Consider the following 15429-nt stretch of genomic DNA (forward strand, 5'->3'; position numbering starts at 1 on the left):
CCGGGGTCGGCTCTTGTAAATCGCCCCCCCCGCCCCCATAATTCGAAGCATGGTTGTAATTCCGGCAATCTGGAGGCGTTCTGGACAGGGGTTCGATTCCCCTCACCTCCACCTAAGGGCATTCCGGTGTCTTTAGATGGGGGTGTACTGGCTTCGACAGGGCGGGCAAAGGTGCGCAGGCAACTCGTCAGGCGATCGACGTTAATGAAGCAAATTCTCAAACGCCAACGATGAGCGTTTCGCTGTAGCTGCATAAGCTTTCAGCCGGGGCTGCTGGAGCCTTGTTACCAAAGATAGCCGGCGGGGACTTCGGTCCCCGTCGTCACGTCCGGCCTGCCTCAACCATCCAGCCGAAAGACAATGGGAATGATCACCGAGGCTTCAATCGCCTCGTCGCCCCGTTTCGCCGGAATGAAGCGCCAGCGCGCCACGACCTGCTTGGCGGCTTCGTCGAGCCGCTCGAAATTACTGCTTTTTTCAAAATCGATCGTCGCCGGCTGACCATCCCGGCTGACCCGCACCCTGAGCAACACCTTGCCTTCCTCGCCGAGGCGCCGGGAGAGTGGCGGGTATTTCGGTTCCGGATTGTGCAGGTAGGCGGCGTCGAAACGGGCCGGGGTGACCGTGACCGGTGCCGCGCTGGCCGTCGGAGCAGCGGCCGGGGGAGCCGGCGGGGCGGCGCTCGGGGCCGGTACCGAAAAAGTTGGGGATGGCACGGCCTGCTCGGCGCGCATGGCGAGTAACGGACGCGGTGTCGGCTGCGGCCGCTCGCGCTGCCGGCTGACCGTTGGCTGGGCAACCGGAACTGGCTTCTGGGCGGGCGTTGGGGCCTGCTGGGGCGGCGCCGGCTCGAGCAGGCGAACTGCGATGGTGGCGGGTGGCGGAATTTCCAGCTGGTCGATGGCGAGCTTCAGCGGATAGAACAGGATCAGCCCGTGCAGCAGCGCGGCCGCGAGGAAAAAATGGCCGCTCCGCCGCCATTCGGGTGGGCCTGATTCGAGGGAAAGGCGATTGCTGACCATGGCGTTATTTTACGTGTTCGCCGACCCAGTGTTCGAGTTGCTCAACCGGGATGACTCCGGAGCTGGCAGTGCGCTGGTGGTTGCGGTCGAAAAAATAGGTGCGCGGCAGTTCGCCGAACCAGCGGCGGTCGATCTCGAAGCGCAGCTTTTCCGGCTGCGGGTCGGCGAAAACCCATTGCGCCTGCTTGCCGAGACCGTAGCCGAGGGCGAGTTTTTCCAGTTGCGCGGCCTCGTCCGGGGTGTCTGTGGCGAGCAGGACGATGTTCAGGCGCGGATGTCGGCGGGCCAGTTTGGCCAAGGTCTTCAGTTCGCCCGGGCAATGGATGCAGGTGGCGGACCAAAGGGCCAGGATGAACGGCTTTCCGGCCTGTTCGGCCTGGATTTGTTGCAGGCTGCCCGGCACGAAGGGCCTGATCTCGGCATGGCTGCTTGCCGAAATCAGCAGGAGGAGCAGGGCGAGCGTTTTCATGTGTCGAGGCGGACAATCTTCAGGCCGTTGTCGGCGGTATTCCAGATCAGCCAGATCGCGCCACGGCCGTTGATCAGCAGCGGGTCGTCGGCGGCGCCGGCGGTGGCGGCGAGGCGCATCGGCTTGCTCCAGGTCTGGCCGCGGTCGGCGGAATGGATGGCGACGATGCGGTTTTCGCGCCCGTCGAATTCGCGCCAGACCAGATCGATGTCGCTGCCGGCCGTGGCGACGGCCGGATGGCCGGCCTGGGCATCGAGGTCGCCAAAGGACAGCGGAACGCTCATCCGCTCGCCGTCGATGCGCCGGTAATGCAGGCCGGGCGATTTGGCGGCGCCGGTGAACCAGGCGATGTGCCGGCCGCCCTGCTCATCGACGGCCAGACTGCCACCGTGATGCGGGCAGGCATCGATGGCCCAGCCGTCGGTCGAGGCGCGCTGCAAGGGTTCGCCGAGGCGGGCGATGGCGAAATCGCGTTCGTTGCGGCCAAAAATGTGCCGCCAGAAAGCCAGCGGCGTGCCATCGCGGTCGGCGGCCAGGCCGATCCGGCAGCATTCGCAGGAATGATCGGCGAGCTTGCGGTTGGCGGCAAAACTGCGGCCGCCGTCGGTCGACTGGGCGGTGTAGATCGCGGCGCCGCGGTAGGCTGGCTGGCCGTCGCCGTCGCGCTTGTCGATCCAGGCCAGGGTGACGCCGTGCTCGTTGGCGAGCATGGCATTGAAGCGGTGGGTGATGGCTTGCCGATTGTCGTTGATGGTCAGCGGCTCGGCGAAGGTCGCGCCGCCATCGGCCGAGGCGGCAAAGCGGATGTGGCCGGCGAAGGCTTGCGGTAGAGGCTGGGTCCAGCTCAGATAGACCCGCTGATCGACCACGGCGATCGCCGGGCGGGCTTCGCCATCGGCGGAAATTAGCTCCGGCTCGCGGTTCACCGCAACCGCCGGCGAAAAATGCAGACCGGCGTCATCCGAATGGCTGACCTGCAATTGTTTGCCGACCGTGCGCGCCAGCCACAGCCGGCCATTGGCGTCGAAAGTGGCGGCCACTGCCAGGCGCGGGGCGCTCTCCAGGCGCTCCTGCCACATCCGGGAAAAATCCGGTTTGCCTGCCGCATGGCCGGCTGGTTCATGGGCGGCGGCCCCGGTGGCGATCAGGCAGCCGGCCAGCAGCGTGACAATGGCGCCTACCATTTGGCCTGGACCCCGACGGTGAGGGTGCGCGGCAGGCCGGGGGCGAAGGTCTCGAACCCCGAGGTGACGCTGGTGCTTTCAGCGTAGCGCTTGTCGGCCAGGTTATGGACATTGGCGAAGAGGTTCATGTCGCGGGCCAGCGGATACTGGCCGCGCAGGTTCAGCAGATCGTGTCCCGGGTACTTGGCGGTGTTGGCCTGATCCGACCACCAGCTGCCGAAATGCACCCATTCCAGTTGGGCCAGGCCGCTTTTCGCCTCGCCGTAGCTCAGGCGGGTGTTGGCGACGACGCGCGGGGCAATTTCCATTTCCCGGCCGCTGTAGTCGGTGCTGCCGATCTTCCACGTCTCGTAGGTGTGCTTGGCGTAGGAGAAGGCGCTGTCGAACCGCCACAAGGAGGCCAGCTGGGCGCCGAGGCCGACTTCGACGCCGCGGTGCAGGGTCTTGCCGGCGTTGGTCGCGGTCGTGACATTGCTGAGCGGATCCTTGTAACTGAGGATGTCGTCCTTCTTGGTCATGTGATAGGCCGAAATCTCGTAATTTACCGCACTGCTGATTTTGCCGCGCAAGCCGATTTCGTAGCTGTCGACCTTGATCGGCTTGAGTTGCTGGGCGGCGTCGGCAGCAGCCCGCGCCAGGCTCGCCGAGGTGGCCGCGGCGGGCCGGAAGAGCTGGCCTTCGGACGGGGTGCGGAAGGCGTGGTTGTAGGCGACAAAGCCGTTCAGCGAGTCGGTGAAGGCATAGGTCGCCCCGAGCTTCGGGCTGAGGTGCTGGAAATCGATGTCGGTATCGCCGACCTGGCCGTAGTAACGGCCTCCGGCGAGGACCGGCGTGCTCGCCATACGGTTGCTGTACTGGTAGCTGACCGCGTCGTAACGCAGGCCGGCGGTGACGCGAAGCTTCTGCAGCGGCGAAATCTCGCCATGCACATAGGGCGAAATGCCGCGATAGGTGACGTCGTAATCGTAGACCCGGGCGCCGATGCCGTAAGCGGTATAGATCGCCGTATAACCGCTGCCCACCCGGGTCGTGGTGATACTGTCTTCGACGCGGCTGCCCGGGCTGTTGTCGATATCGACGCCGACGATCAGGCGCGTGCGCAGCGGGGCGAAATCCTGGCGATATTTGATCTGGGCGCCGAGCGACTGGTTTTCGCTGGTGTAGCGCGTCGGGTCGTAGGCCAGCGACCAGTTGGCCAGCAAATCCATCGAGTTGTAGCGGTAATAGGGGGTGATGCTCAACAGCGAATCGCCGGATTCCTTCTCGTAGGCGGTGGATAGCCGAACGGCCTGGACCTTGCGCAGCGAGATCGGCGTGTAGTTGGTGCGCGGGTTGTTTTCGTAATCGTTCCTGGAAATGGCCGAACTGCCGGCGGTTTCCTGGTCGATATTGGAAAAGGTGGCGACTGTCTTCAGCACGGCATCGTTGCCGATCGCGCTATCCCAGCGCAGCGTGCCGCTCTGCCGGTCGTAGGCGGTGCTGTCGCGCCAGCCGTCGGTATGGCTGAGATTGAGATCGGCGCGGAAGGCATGGTCGCCGAAGGCATTGCCGCCGGTGATCATCGCCCGTTTCCAGCCGTAGGAGCCGGCCTCGAGGGAGCCGTCGATTTCCGGCCCGGTCGGCGGCCGGCGGGTCAGCACGTTGATCACGCCGCCGATCGCGTCGGAGCCGTAGAGCGCGCTGCCCGGCCCCTTGTTGATCTCGATGCCACCGGCCATCGGCAGATTCACCTCGTACAAGGCATTGTGATTGAAGAAGCCGGTGGACCGGGTCGGGATGCCGTCCTCCAGATAGAGGTACACCGGGCTGGTGGTCAGTGGCTGGCGGATCGCCGTCTGGTGGCCTTCGCCGCCGGTCACATTGACCCAGACGCCAGGCACCTGGCTCATGATTTCCGACGGGTGGGTCGGGCGCACTTCGCGCAGGGTCTTGTCCTTGATCACCCCGATGCTCGCCGGGGTTTCGGCAACCAGTTGTCCTTCGCGGGTGGCGGTCACGGTGACCTCGCCGAGCGCCTGATCGGCGGCCATGCTAGTGGCGGGGAAAAAAACTGCGCAAAGAGCGATCGCCAACGGTGAAGGTGCCACTTGCTTCATCATGAAATCCTAATTGATTCGTATCAAAAATACTTAATAAACATATGTTTAGGATTGGATGATACGGGCCGTTGCCGGCGCCCGGGGTGCGGCAAATTGTCGCGCCCCGGCGGTTTATGTCGAGTCAATAGGCCAGGCTGGCCGGATTGAGCTGAAAACCCCGGGTTGCATGGACCCCTTCGATCTTCACCGGGGCCAGCAGCTGCGAGCGTTCGAGGGTTTTGATGATGCGCGAGATGGTTTCAAAGCGCAGATCGGTGATGTCGGCAATATCCTGCCGGGACGGCAGGACGACTCGCCCGGCGCCATCGGCCAGCAGGCGGATCAGGCCGATGACCCGGTCGGTGGCCTGGCCGCCGCGCAGGGCGACGATATCGGCGGCCCGCCGTTGTGCCGTGGCGAGCGATGCGAGCAGCGACTCGCCAGCCTTGGCTGACTCTCCCTCTGGCCAGGGGGCCAGTTCGCACTGGGTGAGCGCCGTGGCGCTGAAGGTGTAGGCGCCGAAGAGCAGTGTTTCGCAGCCGATAATGTCGCCCGCGATGGCCAGGCTGGCAAAGCTCGCGCCTCGCCGGCCGGGCATGTCGAGCCTGACCACGCCGCTGCGCAGGCGCCACGCCAGGCCGTCGTCACCAGCCTGGCAAATCGCCTCGCCGATTCCCGCCGACCTGGCGAAGGCTGCCTGGTGCCTAGAACTTGATATTGATGCCGGCATAGAGCGAGCGTCCCATGCCGGGAACGGTGACGCCGTAGGGAGCGCCGGCGCCGTTCAGCGACATGGTTCGGCCCTGGCCGGTATAGGCGCCGCCGAGCGGCAGCGCGTATTGCTTGTCCAGCGCATTTTCCAGGCCGATATCGAAGCGGAGGCTCTTCCACTCGTAGCTGCTGCGCAGGTTGAGCAGACCGTAGCCGGCCGTCTTCATCTCGTTGCGGACTGCCGAGACGTCGTCCTTGGCGCTGACCAGCACCTCCTCGATGGTGTTGGTCCAGTTGCCGAGGCGATGGTCGAGAGCCAGGCGGGCATTGAGCGGCATGATGTTGTAGAGATTGTTGCCGGTGCTGCGGTTCTTGCCGTGCGTATAGCCGATGACGCCGCGCGCCGTGAAGCCGCCAATCCCATCGATCCTGCCGAGCGCTGCAAAGCCGGAGAGGTCGAGGCCGTACAGGCGGGCATCCTGGTTGGCCAGGGTCAGGTAGTTGAACTGGCCGGCGACCCAGGTTTTGCCGATGGCCTGGGTGGCATCGATGTAGTTGTCGACCAGGCTGTAATAGGGCGTCAGCTTGACGCCCCAGTTGGTCCGGGCGGCATCGTGCCAGTCGGCACTGACGCTGACGGTGTGCGCCACTTCCGGTTTGAGGTCGACGTTGCCGACATAGCCGTTGCCGTCGTTGACCCAGTTGTTCATGGTCATCCCCATGCCGTTGCCCGACCACGTATAGCGTTCGTAGAGACTCGGCGAGCGGGTCTTGCGGGAATAGCCGCCCTCATAGGTCTGGCTGGCATCCGGCGTGTAGCGCGCGAGCAGCGTCAGGTCCAGGTTGTGATCGGTGCGCGAGCGGTCCCGATTGTTGAAGGTATTGGCGTTGTAGGGGGGCGTACTGGTGTCGTAGGTCGTCTTGTAGCCGGCGACCCGACCCGCATCCATGGTGACCTGGCTGCCGCGCACGCCGATCAGCGTCATCCATTGCGGCGTCCAGCGGCCTTCCCATTCGCCAAAGAGGTCGAAGCGGTCGCGCTGGCCGTTGTTGATATTGACGAAGGTGTTCGGGGACATGCCGCCGGTGCCGACCGGCGGCCACCAGTCGTCCAGGCGGTAGCGCTGGTATTCGCTGCCGACCCGCAGCAGGTCGCGCTCGGAAAGGTTGATCTCGGCCTTGACCAGGGCCCCCGTATTCTTGCCCTCGGTATTCATCGGCATGCCGAGGGTGTAGAAATATTTGTCCTCGGCAAAATCCATCTTGTGCCGGGTTCGTTCGTGATAGACGCGCGATTCAAGCGTGCCCCAGGCATATTGTCCGGTATAGCCGAGATTGACCTGGGTGCTCTTGTTGTCGGTCATGTCCATGTGCTGGTTCGGGAATCCCTGGTAAGGGATGTGCTGATAGCCCAGTTTCAGATCGAACAGGTGGTTGTCGAGCCGGTAAGCGACGCCCAGCTGTTGGTTTTGGGTCTTGTAGGCCGTCGAGGCCACCTCGTCGCCGGCAATCCAGCGCGATCCTTTGCTCGTGCCCGTCGCCAGAACGCCCGGCTTGAACTCCTTGGCCGACTTGTAGTTGTCGGATTGGGCGGTCGAGGCGCTGTAGCGGATGCTGAGATTTTCCGTGGCAATGGTGGCCGAGGCATTGACGCCCCAGGCATCGCCGTTCGAGCGATAGAAACTGCCCAGCTCGCCGCCGGTCAGCAGCCCCTCGCCGGCCTTGGCGAAGCGCGGGGCTGGCGAATTGACGATGATCGCCCCGCCGATGCTGTCGCCGCCGACGCTGACCGGAGTGATGCCGGCGTATACCTTGAGGCTGTCGACATTGCTCGGATCGATGTAGGACAGCGCCGGGTTCATGTGATTGGCGCAGGCCGAGATCAGATCCATGCCATCGACCTTGATGCGCAGACGGTCATCGGCCAGGCCGTGGATCGCCGGCAGTCCGGAAACGCCGCCGGCGCCATGGATGCTGACGCCGGGAATATCCTTCAGCAGGCTGGCCGTATCGCTCGTCGCCGGCCGCTGCGGCGCAATTTGCCGGTTGTTGATGGCGTCGGCCGTGGGCAGTTCGCGGATCTTGCTCGCGCTGACGACGACATCGTCGAGAACCGTCGCGCTCTGCGCCGCGGCGCTTTGCCAGACGGCAGTTGTCGAAAAGGCGACAGCCATTGCGGCGGTCAGCGGACGAATACGGTTCCCCATGAAGTTCTCCCTGAATTATTGGTATTTAAGCGGGGTCAGATTGTCCGGGAGTAAGGGCAGGGCGGGAATGCGGCAAATTGTCGCGCGGCAATTTGTCTAGTTCCAAAGGGCGGGGTCGCGGTCTAGCATGTTTCCTCCCAATTCCACCGCTGCAACGTTCAGGAAGTTCGCCCAATGACCTCGCTCCTTGCCCGTTTTTGTCTCGCTGTCGTTTGTTCCCTGACCTGTCTCGCCGCCCATGCGGGAAATGTCGACGCCGATCTGCGGCAGGCGGCAAAACTGCACAAGGGGGGCGAGACGGTGCCCGCGGTGGCGATCTGGAAAGCCTGGGCCGAACAGGGAAATGTCGATGCCGCCTACAACCTGGCGGTAATTCACCAGCACGGCGACGGCGTGCCGACCGACTATGCTGAGGCCTTGCGCTGGTATCGCGTGGCCGCCGAGCGGGGCGACAAGGCATCGCAGTTCCAGATCGGCCTGATGTACCAGGTCGGTCAGGGCGTTGCCGCCGATCAGGAGGAAGCGCATCGCTGGTTCACGATGAATCGCCGGCATCATCTGCACCATGAGCACCAACCGCAGATGGTCGCCTGGCGCCAGCAGGCGCTGACCCTGATCGAAGAGCGCGACCGTCGGGAACAACTGGTGGCAGCGCGGAGCAGTTCAGCCCAGGTGCTGGCCGACCTCAAACGGCGTGCCGGGATCAGCGACGAGCGGCCGACGGCAACGGCTGCCTTGGCCAGCCAGACCAGCCTGCGCTGAGTTTTTCCGCGGCCCGGCTGCGGCCGGGCCAATATCCGGCGAGACCGGGAGCCAGCCCCGCCGGGGCTGGCCTTCAATCAGGCGTTCAGTTTTTCCAGCGCTTCGCGCAGCTTGCCCGGTTCTTCGAGGCGCAGCATGCGCCGGACGTTGGGGGCGAGTTCGCTGACATCGGCCTTCAGGACGCGGTTCTTCACCTTGAGGATCTGCGACGGGTGCATCGAGAAGATGCGCAGACCCATGCCGAGGAAGAGCCGGGTCAGCTTCGGGTCGCCGGCCATTTCCCCGCAGACCGAAACCGGGATGCCGACCTTTTCGGCGCTCGCCATGGTGTGCGCCAGCAGCATCAGGACGGCCGGGTGCAGCGGGTCGTAGAGCGCGGCGACCTGCTCGTCGGAGCGGTCGATGGCCAGCGTGTACTGGATCAGGTCGTTGGTGCCGATCGACAGGAAATTCAGCCGGCGCAGGAAGAGGCCGATGGCCAGCGCGGCCGCCGGAATTTCGATCATGCCGCCGACCTCGATGTTTTCGTCGAAGCTGATCTTCTCGCCGCGCAGGCTCGATTTCGCCTGTTCCAGCGCGGCCAGCGTCTGGTCGATTTCGTGGGCGTGGGCGAGCATCGGAATCAGCAACTTGATCGGCCCGTGTTTCGAGGCGCGCAGGATGGCGCGCAACTGGGTCTGGAACATCTGCGGTTCGGCCAGCGATAGCCGGATGGCGCGCCGGCCGAGCGCCGGGTTGGTCTTGACCCGGTCGCCGAAACTGGAGTCCGGGCGCAGATCCTTGTCGTTGCCGAGGTCGAAGGTGCGGATGGTGACCGGCCGGCCGGCCATGCCCTTGACCACTTTGCGGTAGGCCTCGTACTGCTCCTGTTCGTCGGGCATGTCGCCGCGGTCGAGGAAGAGGAACTCGGTGCGGAACAGGCCGATGCCTTCGGCACCGCCCTCCAGGGCTTCCGGGATGTCGCCGGGCAGTTCGATGTTGGCGTACAAGTGCACTTCAACGCCGTCGATCGTCTGCGATTTGGCCGTCTTCAGGCGCTTCAGCTTCGATTCTTCCAGCTCGATCTGGTTCTTGCGCAGCTGGTATTCCTCGAGCACGCGCGGGTCCGGATTGACGATGACGACGCCCCGTTGGCCGTCGACGATCAGCTGTTCGCCATCGCGAATCAGCGAGCGGGCATTCTCCATCCCGACCACCGACGGAATCGCCATGCTGCGGGCGAGAATCGCCGTGTGCGAGGTGGCGCCGCCGACGTCGGTGATGAAGGAAGCGAAGCGGTGTTCCTTGAAGGTGATGACATCGGCCGGCGACAGGTCGTGGGCGACGACGATCAGCGTTTCTTCCTTGAGGCCCTTGCCGGCTTTCATCACGGCGCGGCTGGGGTGGCCGAGCAGCTCCTTGATGACGCGCTCGACGACCTGACGGACATCGAGCTTGCGTTCGCGCAGGTAGGGGTCGTCGAATTGTTCGAACTGGCGGACCAGGTGTTCCATCTGCTGGACCAGCGCCCATTCGGCATTGCAGCGTCGTTCGCGGATGATCTCGCGCGGCTTGTCCACCAGTTCCGGATCTTCGAGGAACATGGTGTGGATGTCGATGAAGGCGGCAAGCTCGGCCGGTGCATGCTCGGTCGTGCCCTTCATCGCCTCCAGTTCATCCTTGACCGCCTTGACGGCGGCCTCGAAGCGGGCGATTTCCTTGTCGACCATGCGCGGTGCGACGGTCAGGTGCGAAACCTCGAGCGTCGCGTGCGACATCAGCAAGGCCCGCCCGATGGCGATGCCGCCGGAGACGCCGAGACCGTGCAGGGCGAAGCTCATGGTGGTTTACTCCCCTTCGCCGAAGTAGTCGGCAATCAAGGCGAGCAGCGCATCCATCGCCTCCGCTTCGTCGGACCCGTCGGTTTCGATACTGACCGTGGCGCCCTTGCCGGCGGCCAGCATCATCACGCCCATGATGCTCTTGGCGTTGATGCGGCGGGCGCCCTTGGACATCCAGATTTCGGATTTGTATTTTCCGGCGAGCTGGGTCAGCTTGGCGGAGGCCCGCGCATGCAGGCCCAGTTTGTTGATGATTTCAGTGTCTCTGGTCAGCATGGTCAATGTTCCAGCATGTTGAAAATGCCGTCGCGGGCGCCATCCCTGGCTCGCTGCAGCAGGATTTCCATACCCTTTTCGCGATACGTCAGGGCGCGTACGAGCATCGGCAGATTGACGCCGGTGAGGCCTTCGATATGGCCGGGTTCGAGCAGTTTGAGGGCGAGATTGGCCGGGCTGGCGCCGAAGATGTCGGTGAGGACCAGCGCCCCTTTGCCGTTGTCGACCTGGGCCAGCATCTGGCGGGCGAGCGGCAACAGGTCGAGCGGGTCGTCCTGCGGTGCCACGCCAAGCTGCATCAGCTGTGGCGGGCGCTTGTTCAGCACATGGCAGGCGTTCTGCACCAGCGCCTCGCCGTAGCTGCCATGGGTGATTAATAGGATTCCGATCATGCGCCGGATTCTAACCCGAAGCCGCCGGCGATATCGCGGCGCTCGGCCGATGATCCGGCCGCCGGCCCCGCCGTTTAGCGCCGGACGACGAGCAGGACGCCGAGGATGACGAAAGCCGAGCCGCCGAGCTGCCAGACGGAAACGCTTTCATCGAGCAACAGCCAGCCGAGCAGGATGGTGGCGAGCGGACCGATCATGCCGACCATCGAGGCGCGGCCGGCGCCGATCGCCTTGATCGCGGCCGATTGCATGAACACCGGAATGACCGTCGAGATCAGCGCCATGCCGGCGGCCAGCGCATAGATCGGCCAGGGCTGGCGAAAGACTTCGTCCCACGGCCGGGCCACCAGGTAATGCAGAAATGTCGCGGCGGTGGCGACGGCCATGGCCAGCGCGGTGAACCGGCCGCTACCGAGACGGGCGATCAGTTGCCCGCCGCCTGACAGATAGACGGCGTAGGACAGGCTCGAGGCGAAAACCAGGGCCGCCCCCGTCCACACCGTGCGGGTATCGGCCGCCAGGTTGAGGTCGTGGGCGAAAGCGGCGGCAATCCCGGCGTAGGTCAGAACCAGCGCGAGAATTTCGCGCCCGGTCAGCCGTTTGGCAAAAAACACCACACCGAGCAGCACGGTCAGGGTTGGGTAGGTAAACAGGATCAGCCGCTCGAGGCCGGCCGAAATGAACATCAGGCCCCAGAAGTCGAAAAGGCTGGCGCCGTAGTAGCCGGCCAGCCCGACGACGACCAGTGCCGCCCACTGGCGGCCGCTCAGCGCGCCCGCGCTCTTCGTTTGCAGCGCCGCAATGCCGAAGGCCGGGGCAGCAAAAGCCATGCGCAGGGCGAGCAGGGTAATGGCGTCGACGTGGGTCAGGCCGTCAACTGCCGGCGGAACCAGATAGGCCAGCTTGACGAAGATGGCCTTGGCCGAGAAGCCGAAGGCCGCGCCGATGGCGAGCCAGAAGCCGAGGCGGTAGTTGCGGTTTTCGGTCGTCGTCAGGGGCGAGCGGTTCATGGGTTCAAAACAATCTTGATAAAAATGACTTTGGGTTCGGCTGGCAGCGTTCGATTTTGCGAAACGTTTTCCGGCTGAGGCCTGTTGCCGATCAACCGCTGCCATCCGTCGGCAAGGCCGAGTGCTGATGCCTTGGCTGCCATTGAATACGCCGCCGGAAGGCTTGGCAATTGGTATTATTGAAAGCCAGCATTCGTTATGGACGAAACCATGGTCTACGATCTTCCCGATTTGCGGCTGGTCGCGGCGATCGCCGACAGCGGCAGCCTGACCCGCGGCGCGGCGCAGATCCATCTGGCGCCATCTTCGGCTAGCCATCGTTTGAGCCAGCTGGAAGCGGCGCTCGGCGTGGCGTTGTTCGTCCGCCATGCCCGCGGCCTGACCCCGACGACGGCCGGCGAATCGCTGCTGCGCCACGCCCGGCAGGTGTTCGCCCAGCTCGAACAGATGCACGCCGACCTCGCTCCTTACGCCAGCGGCGTGGTCAGCCAGGTCACGGTGTTCGCCAACACCAATGCGATCAACTGTTTTCTGCCGGAAGATCTCGGCGATTTCCTGCGCGACCATCCGCGCATCCGGGTCAGCCTCGAGGAGCAACCGAGTCCGGCGATCATCCAGGCGGTGGCGGCCGGCCAGGTGGAAATCGGCGTGGTTGCCGCCGAACCCGGGCTGGCCGGGCTGGAAACCCATCCCTACCGGCGCGACCGGCTGGTCCTCATCGTTCCGGCCGGGCATCCGCTGGCCGGGCGCGACGCGGTGGCTTTTGCCGAAGTGCTGGCCGAACCCTTCGTCGGCCTGCATGCCGGCAGTGCGATTCACACCTTCATGATGAATGCCGCCGCCCAGCTTGGCGGGCGGCTCGATGTGCGGATCCAGGTGCGCAGCTTCAATGCGGTGTGCCGGATGGTCGCGGCTGGCGTCGGGATCGGCATGGTGCCGCACTCGGCCGTTCCCGCGGGCGACTTGAGCGCCCGGCCGGCCAGCCTGCGGACAGTGCAGATCACCGACGCCTGGGCGCCGCGCGACCTGCAGCTATGCGTTCGTTCGCGGGCCGCGCTCGGCCCGGCGGCGGCCGCCCTGTTCGACCATCTGGCGAGCAAGGGCGGCGGCGAAATTACAACGGACGCTTGACCGTCAGGGCGCCGCGAATCTGGCCCTTGGCATAGCCGGTGGCCTGGTCGTGCGGGTAGCTTGCCGCCAGCTTGGCCGGCAGGCCGGCTTCCATGCCGTCGACCGGGCCGTGGCACTTGAGGCAGACGTCGGCGACCGGCAGCGCTTTCATGTAACGAAATACCGGCTTGCCGTCGATGTGCACGATCTCGCTCTTTTCGAGTGTCTCCGGCTTCTCGCCGTTGGCGGCGCGGATGTTGAAATCGGCCAGCTGGCGCACCTCCCACGAGTCCGGCGTGGCGCGTTCGGCATTGCGCGTCTTCAGGCTGACGCGGCGAATGTCCCAGCCGGTTTCCTGGCGCTTGGCCTTGATCAGTTGCGGCGCCGTCTCCTTGCAGACCGGGATGGCGCCCGCCACGCCCTGCGCGGCGACCGCTTCCTGCATGGCGCTGACGACCTTGGGAATGACCGGCAGCACGGCCTTTTTTGTCTCGGCGGTGAGGGCGCCGAGATCCTGGGCGAGAGCCGGCAGAGCGGCGAGCAGCAGCGTAACGGAGAGGATTCTTTTCATGGCGGGCTCCAATGTAAATTAGAAAACCCTGATATTACGCTGCTTGCCCTTCACCTCAAACCGCCGTCAGCCATTTCCGGCCGGTCGGCTGTTCGCCCCGCACGCTGGCGAAATAGCTCGCCTGGAGCTGGCGGGTCAGCGGCCCGGGGCGGCCGTCGCCGACGCGCCGCCGGTCCACTTCGACGACCGGGGTGATTTCGGCGGCCGTGCCGGTCAGGAAAACCTCATCGGCGCAATACAGCTCGTCGCGCGTGATGCGCTTGCTGCGCACCGCCAATCCGGCCTCGGCGGCCAGCGTGCACACCGTGCGCCGGGTGATGCCGTCGAGCGCCGACGTGGTTTCCGGCTGGAGCACCTCGCCATCGCAGACGAGAAAGATGTTTTCGCTGCTGCCTTCGGCGACATAGCCCTCGGTATCGAGCAGGATCGCCTCGTCGTAACCGTCGCGTTTCGCCTCGCGGATGGCGAGGATGGAGTTGGCGTAGGTCGAGATCGCCTTGGCCCGGCACATCTGGACATTCGGGTGATGCCGCGCATAGGACGAAACCCGGACGCGTATCCCCTCCTCCAGCGCCTGGCCGCCGAGATAGGCGCCCCACGGCCAGGCGGCGATCATCACATGGCTGGCCGCGCCGGCCGGGTCGACGCCCACCTTCTCGGCGCCGAGAAAGACCAGCGGCCGGATGTAGGCGCTGCTCAGGCCGTTGCGGCTGACCGCTTCGCGGCAAGCCTGGCGTAGCGTGGCGCGGTCGAAAGGCAGATCGATGGCGAGAATGTGGGCCGAAGCCTCGAGCCGCTGCAAATGCTCGTCGAGCCGGAAGATCGCCGGGCCGTCGGCCGTTGCGTAGGCCCGCAGGCCCTCGAAGCAGCCGTAGCCGTAATGCAGGGTATGGGTCAGCACGTGCACTGTGGCGTCGCGCCAGGGCAGCCACTGGCCGTCGAGCCAGATGAAACCGTCGCGGTCTTGCATGATGTTCTCCTCGAAATCCTGAAATCGACCGCCGTGGCGGTCGGCGGAGCGCGCCAGGGGGTGGGCGCGCCAGCGGTGTCCGTGGCAGCCGGTGCCGGGTGGGCGGGCGTCAGGCGGAGGGAGGCGGTACGAAGAGAATGCCGGTGGCTGGCTACGGTTTCAAACGAATTGACGGCTCATCAAGTGAACGGGATTCATGTTTGGCGACCGTCCGGGCTGGCCCGCAGCGGTCGCCTCCGGCGTGGTTCAGTGGGCGATCGGCGTGAACTGTGGATCGTCGAAATAGGCGGCATATTTTTCCAGCGCCCCGATCACTTTCAGCGCCCCGTCGCGGCGCGTGGTTTTTGGGGGCTTGCCGGCCATCTGCTCGGCGCCGGCCAGCAGATCGGCGACGATCAGGTGCAATTGGGCGTCGGCCGCGGGGGCCAGCTGGCAGTGGCTGACGATGTTGCCGACTTCGCTGTCGACCGTCTTCGCCAGGCTGCCGTAGCCAGCGGCCGGCAGGCGCTTGTCGTGAATTTCGGGAAGTGCCGCCGCGACGGCCCGGCGAATGTTGGCCATCGCCTGCCGTAGCGCTTCGTCGGTTTCCCATTTTCGGCCGGCGTTCAGCTGCAGGCTGGCCGGCTCGCCGTGCTCGGCGTGTGTGGCGTGCGCGTCGGCCGGCGCGGCATGGCTGGGGCCAGCCAGCGCCAGGCCGGCAGCAACAAGGAGGGCGCTCAGTGGAGGCAAGGTTGGCAGTTTCATGGCTTCATTTCCGTTCAGGTCGGGGAGGTCGGCCGTCGCGCCCGATGCGGCGACGTGGCGACCTCACTGACCTGAACGAATGGCGGGCCGAAATGTTCCCGCC

The 15429-nt window shown here is 65.0% G+C and carries 16 protein-coding genes and 1 other RNA gene; 3 read left to right on the forward strand and 14 right to left on the reverse strand.

What is annotated here, in order from left to right:
* Window positions 1–325: a transfer-messenger RNA gene (gene ssrA, locus ACLIKD_RS19205) on the forward strand.
* Window positions 326–338: 13 nt separating this feature from the next.
* Here the strand turns inward: ssrA and ACLIKD_RS19210 are convergent.
* The 6 genes from ACLIKD_RS19210 to ACLIKD_RS19235 all read right to left on the reverse strand — a co-directional run bounded on the left by ACLIKD_RS19210 (window position 339) and on the right by ACLIKD_RS19235 (window position 7671).
* Window positions 339–1022 carry an energy transducer TonB gene (locus ACLIKD_RS19210; protein WP_226417703.1) on the reverse strand — a complete coding sequence of 228 codons (684 nt, stop codon included), beginning with the start codon at window positions 1020–1022 and terminating at the stop codon, window positions 339–341.
* A 4-nt stretch (window positions 1023–1026) separates the two neighbouring features.
* Window positions 1027–1491: a TlpA family protein disulfide reductase gene (locus ACLIKD_RS19215; RefSeq protein ID WP_428826282.1), complete on the reverse strand. Its 465-nt coding sequence runs from the start codon at window positions 1489–1491 to the stop codon at window positions 1027–1029.
* Complete coding sequence (locus ACLIKD_RS19220; RefSeq protein WP_428826283.1) at window positions 1488–2675, reverse strand: sialidase family protein; 1188 nt, start codon at window positions 2673–2675, stop codon at window positions 1488–1490. The genes ACLIKD_RS19215 and ACLIKD_RS19220 overlap by 4 nt, the downstream gene beginning before the upstream one ends.
* Entirely contained in the window at window positions 2669–4705 is a 2037-nt protein-coding gene (locus ACLIKD_RS19225) for a TonB-dependent receptor (protein ID WP_428826284.1), read from the reverse strand. The genes ACLIKD_RS19220 and ACLIKD_RS19225 overlap by 7 nt, the downstream gene beginning before the upstream one ends.
* A gap of 190 nt (window positions 4706–4895) precedes the next feature.
* Window positions 4896–5483, reverse strand: a complete 588-nt coding sequence (locus ACLIKD_RS19230) for a Crp/Fnr family transcriptional regulator (protein WP_428826285.1) — start codon at window positions 5481–5483, stop codon at window positions 4896–4898.
* On the reverse strand, window positions 5458–7671 hold the full coding sequence (locus ACLIKD_RS19235) for a TonB-dependent receptor plug domain-containing protein (RefSeq protein ID WP_428826286.1): 2214 nt from the start codon (window positions 7669–7671) through the stop codon (window positions 5458–5460). The genes ACLIKD_RS19230 and ACLIKD_RS19235 overlap by 26 nt, the downstream gene beginning before the upstream one ends.
* A 174-nt stretch (window positions 7672–7845) precedes the next feature.
* Here ACLIKD_RS19235 and ACLIKD_RS19240 point away from each other — a divergent pair, with 174 nt between their 5' ends.
* A complete protein-coding gene (locus ACLIKD_RS19240) occupies window positions 7846–8433 on the forward strand; it encodes a tetratricopeptide repeat protein (RefSeq protein WP_428826287.1) in 588 nt (195 codons plus the stop codon).
* A 77-nt stretch (window positions 8434–8510) separates the two neighbouring features.
* On the opposite strand, the gene ptsP is transcribed toward ACLIKD_RS19240, so the two are convergent.
* From ptsP to ACLIKD_RS19265, 5 genes are all read right to left on the reverse strand, one after another.
* Window positions 8511–10253, reverse strand: coding sequence for a phosphoenolpyruvate--protein phosphotransferase (ptsP, locus tag ACLIKD_RS19245; protein WP_226417696.1), 1743 nt, complete (start codon window positions 10251–10253; stop codon window positions 8511–8513).
* Window positions 10254–10259: 6 nt separating this feature from the next.
* A complete protein-coding gene (locus ACLIKD_RS19250) occupies window positions 10260–10529 on the reverse strand; it encodes an HPr family phosphocarrier protein (RefSeq protein ID WP_428826288.1) in 270 nt (89 codons plus the stop codon).
* 2 nt (window positions 10530–10531) lie between these two features.
* Window positions 10532–10921: a PTS sugar transporter subunit IIA gene (locus ACLIKD_RS19255; RefSeq protein ID WP_226471918.1), complete on the reverse strand. Its 390-nt coding sequence runs from the start codon at window positions 10919–10921 to the stop codon at window positions 10532–10534.
* A gap of 74 nt (window positions 10922–10995) precedes the next feature.
* Window positions 10996–11931, reverse strand: coding sequence for a DMT family transporter (locus ACLIKD_RS19260; protein ID WP_428826289.1), 936 nt, complete (start codon window positions 11929–11931; stop codon window positions 10996–10998).
* On the reverse strand, window positions 11928–12074 hold the full coding sequence (locus ACLIKD_RS19265; protein ID WP_428826290.1) for a hypothetical protein: 147 nt from the start codon (window positions 12072–12074) through the stop codon (window positions 11928–11930). The genes ACLIKD_RS19260 and ACLIKD_RS19265 overlap by 4 nt, the downstream gene beginning before the upstream one ends.
* A 55-nt stretch (window positions 12075–12129) precedes the next feature.
* On the opposite strand from ACLIKD_RS19265, the gene ACLIKD_RS19270 reads away from it, so the two are divergent.
* Window positions 12130–13062, forward strand: coding sequence for a LysR family transcriptional regulator (locus tag ACLIKD_RS19270; protein WP_226417691.1), 933 nt, complete (start codon window positions 12130–12132; stop codon window positions 13060–13062).
* On the opposite strand, the gene ACLIKD_RS19275 is transcribed toward ACLIKD_RS19270, so the two are convergent.
* The 3 genes from ACLIKD_RS19275 to ACLIKD_RS19285 all read right to left on the reverse strand — a co-directional run bounded on the left by ACLIKD_RS19275 (window position 13046) and on the right by ACLIKD_RS19285 (window position 15326).
* Window positions 13046–13612, reverse strand: a complete 567-nt coding sequence (locus tag ACLIKD_RS19275) for a Tll0287-like domain-containing protein (RefSeq protein ID WP_226471915.1) — start codon at window positions 13610–13612, stop codon at window positions 13046–13048. The genes ACLIKD_RS19270 and ACLIKD_RS19275 overlap by 17 nt on opposite strands.
* A 55-nt stretch (window positions 13613–13667) precedes the next feature.
* Window positions 13668–14582: a branched-chain amino acid transaminase gene (locus ACLIKD_RS19280; protein ID WP_428826291.1), complete on the reverse strand. Its 915-nt coding sequence runs from the start codon at window positions 14580–14582 to the stop codon at window positions 13668–13670.
* Between the two features lie 246 nt (window positions 14583–14828).
* The gene (locus tag ACLIKD_RS19285) at window positions 14829–15326 is read right to left on the reverse strand and encodes a hypothetical protein (protein ID WP_428826292.1); all 498 of its coding nucleotides are present in this window, start codon (window positions 15324–15326) and stop codon (window positions 14829–14831) included.
* Window positions 15327–15429 lie beyond the last annotated feature (103 nt).

It is taken from the genome of Azonexus sp. IMCC34842, from assembly GCF_050368855.1.
Classification (GTDB): domain Bacteria; phylum Pseudomonadota; class Gammaproteobacteria; order Burkholderiales; family Rhodocyclaceae; genus Azonexus; species Azonexus denitrificans_A.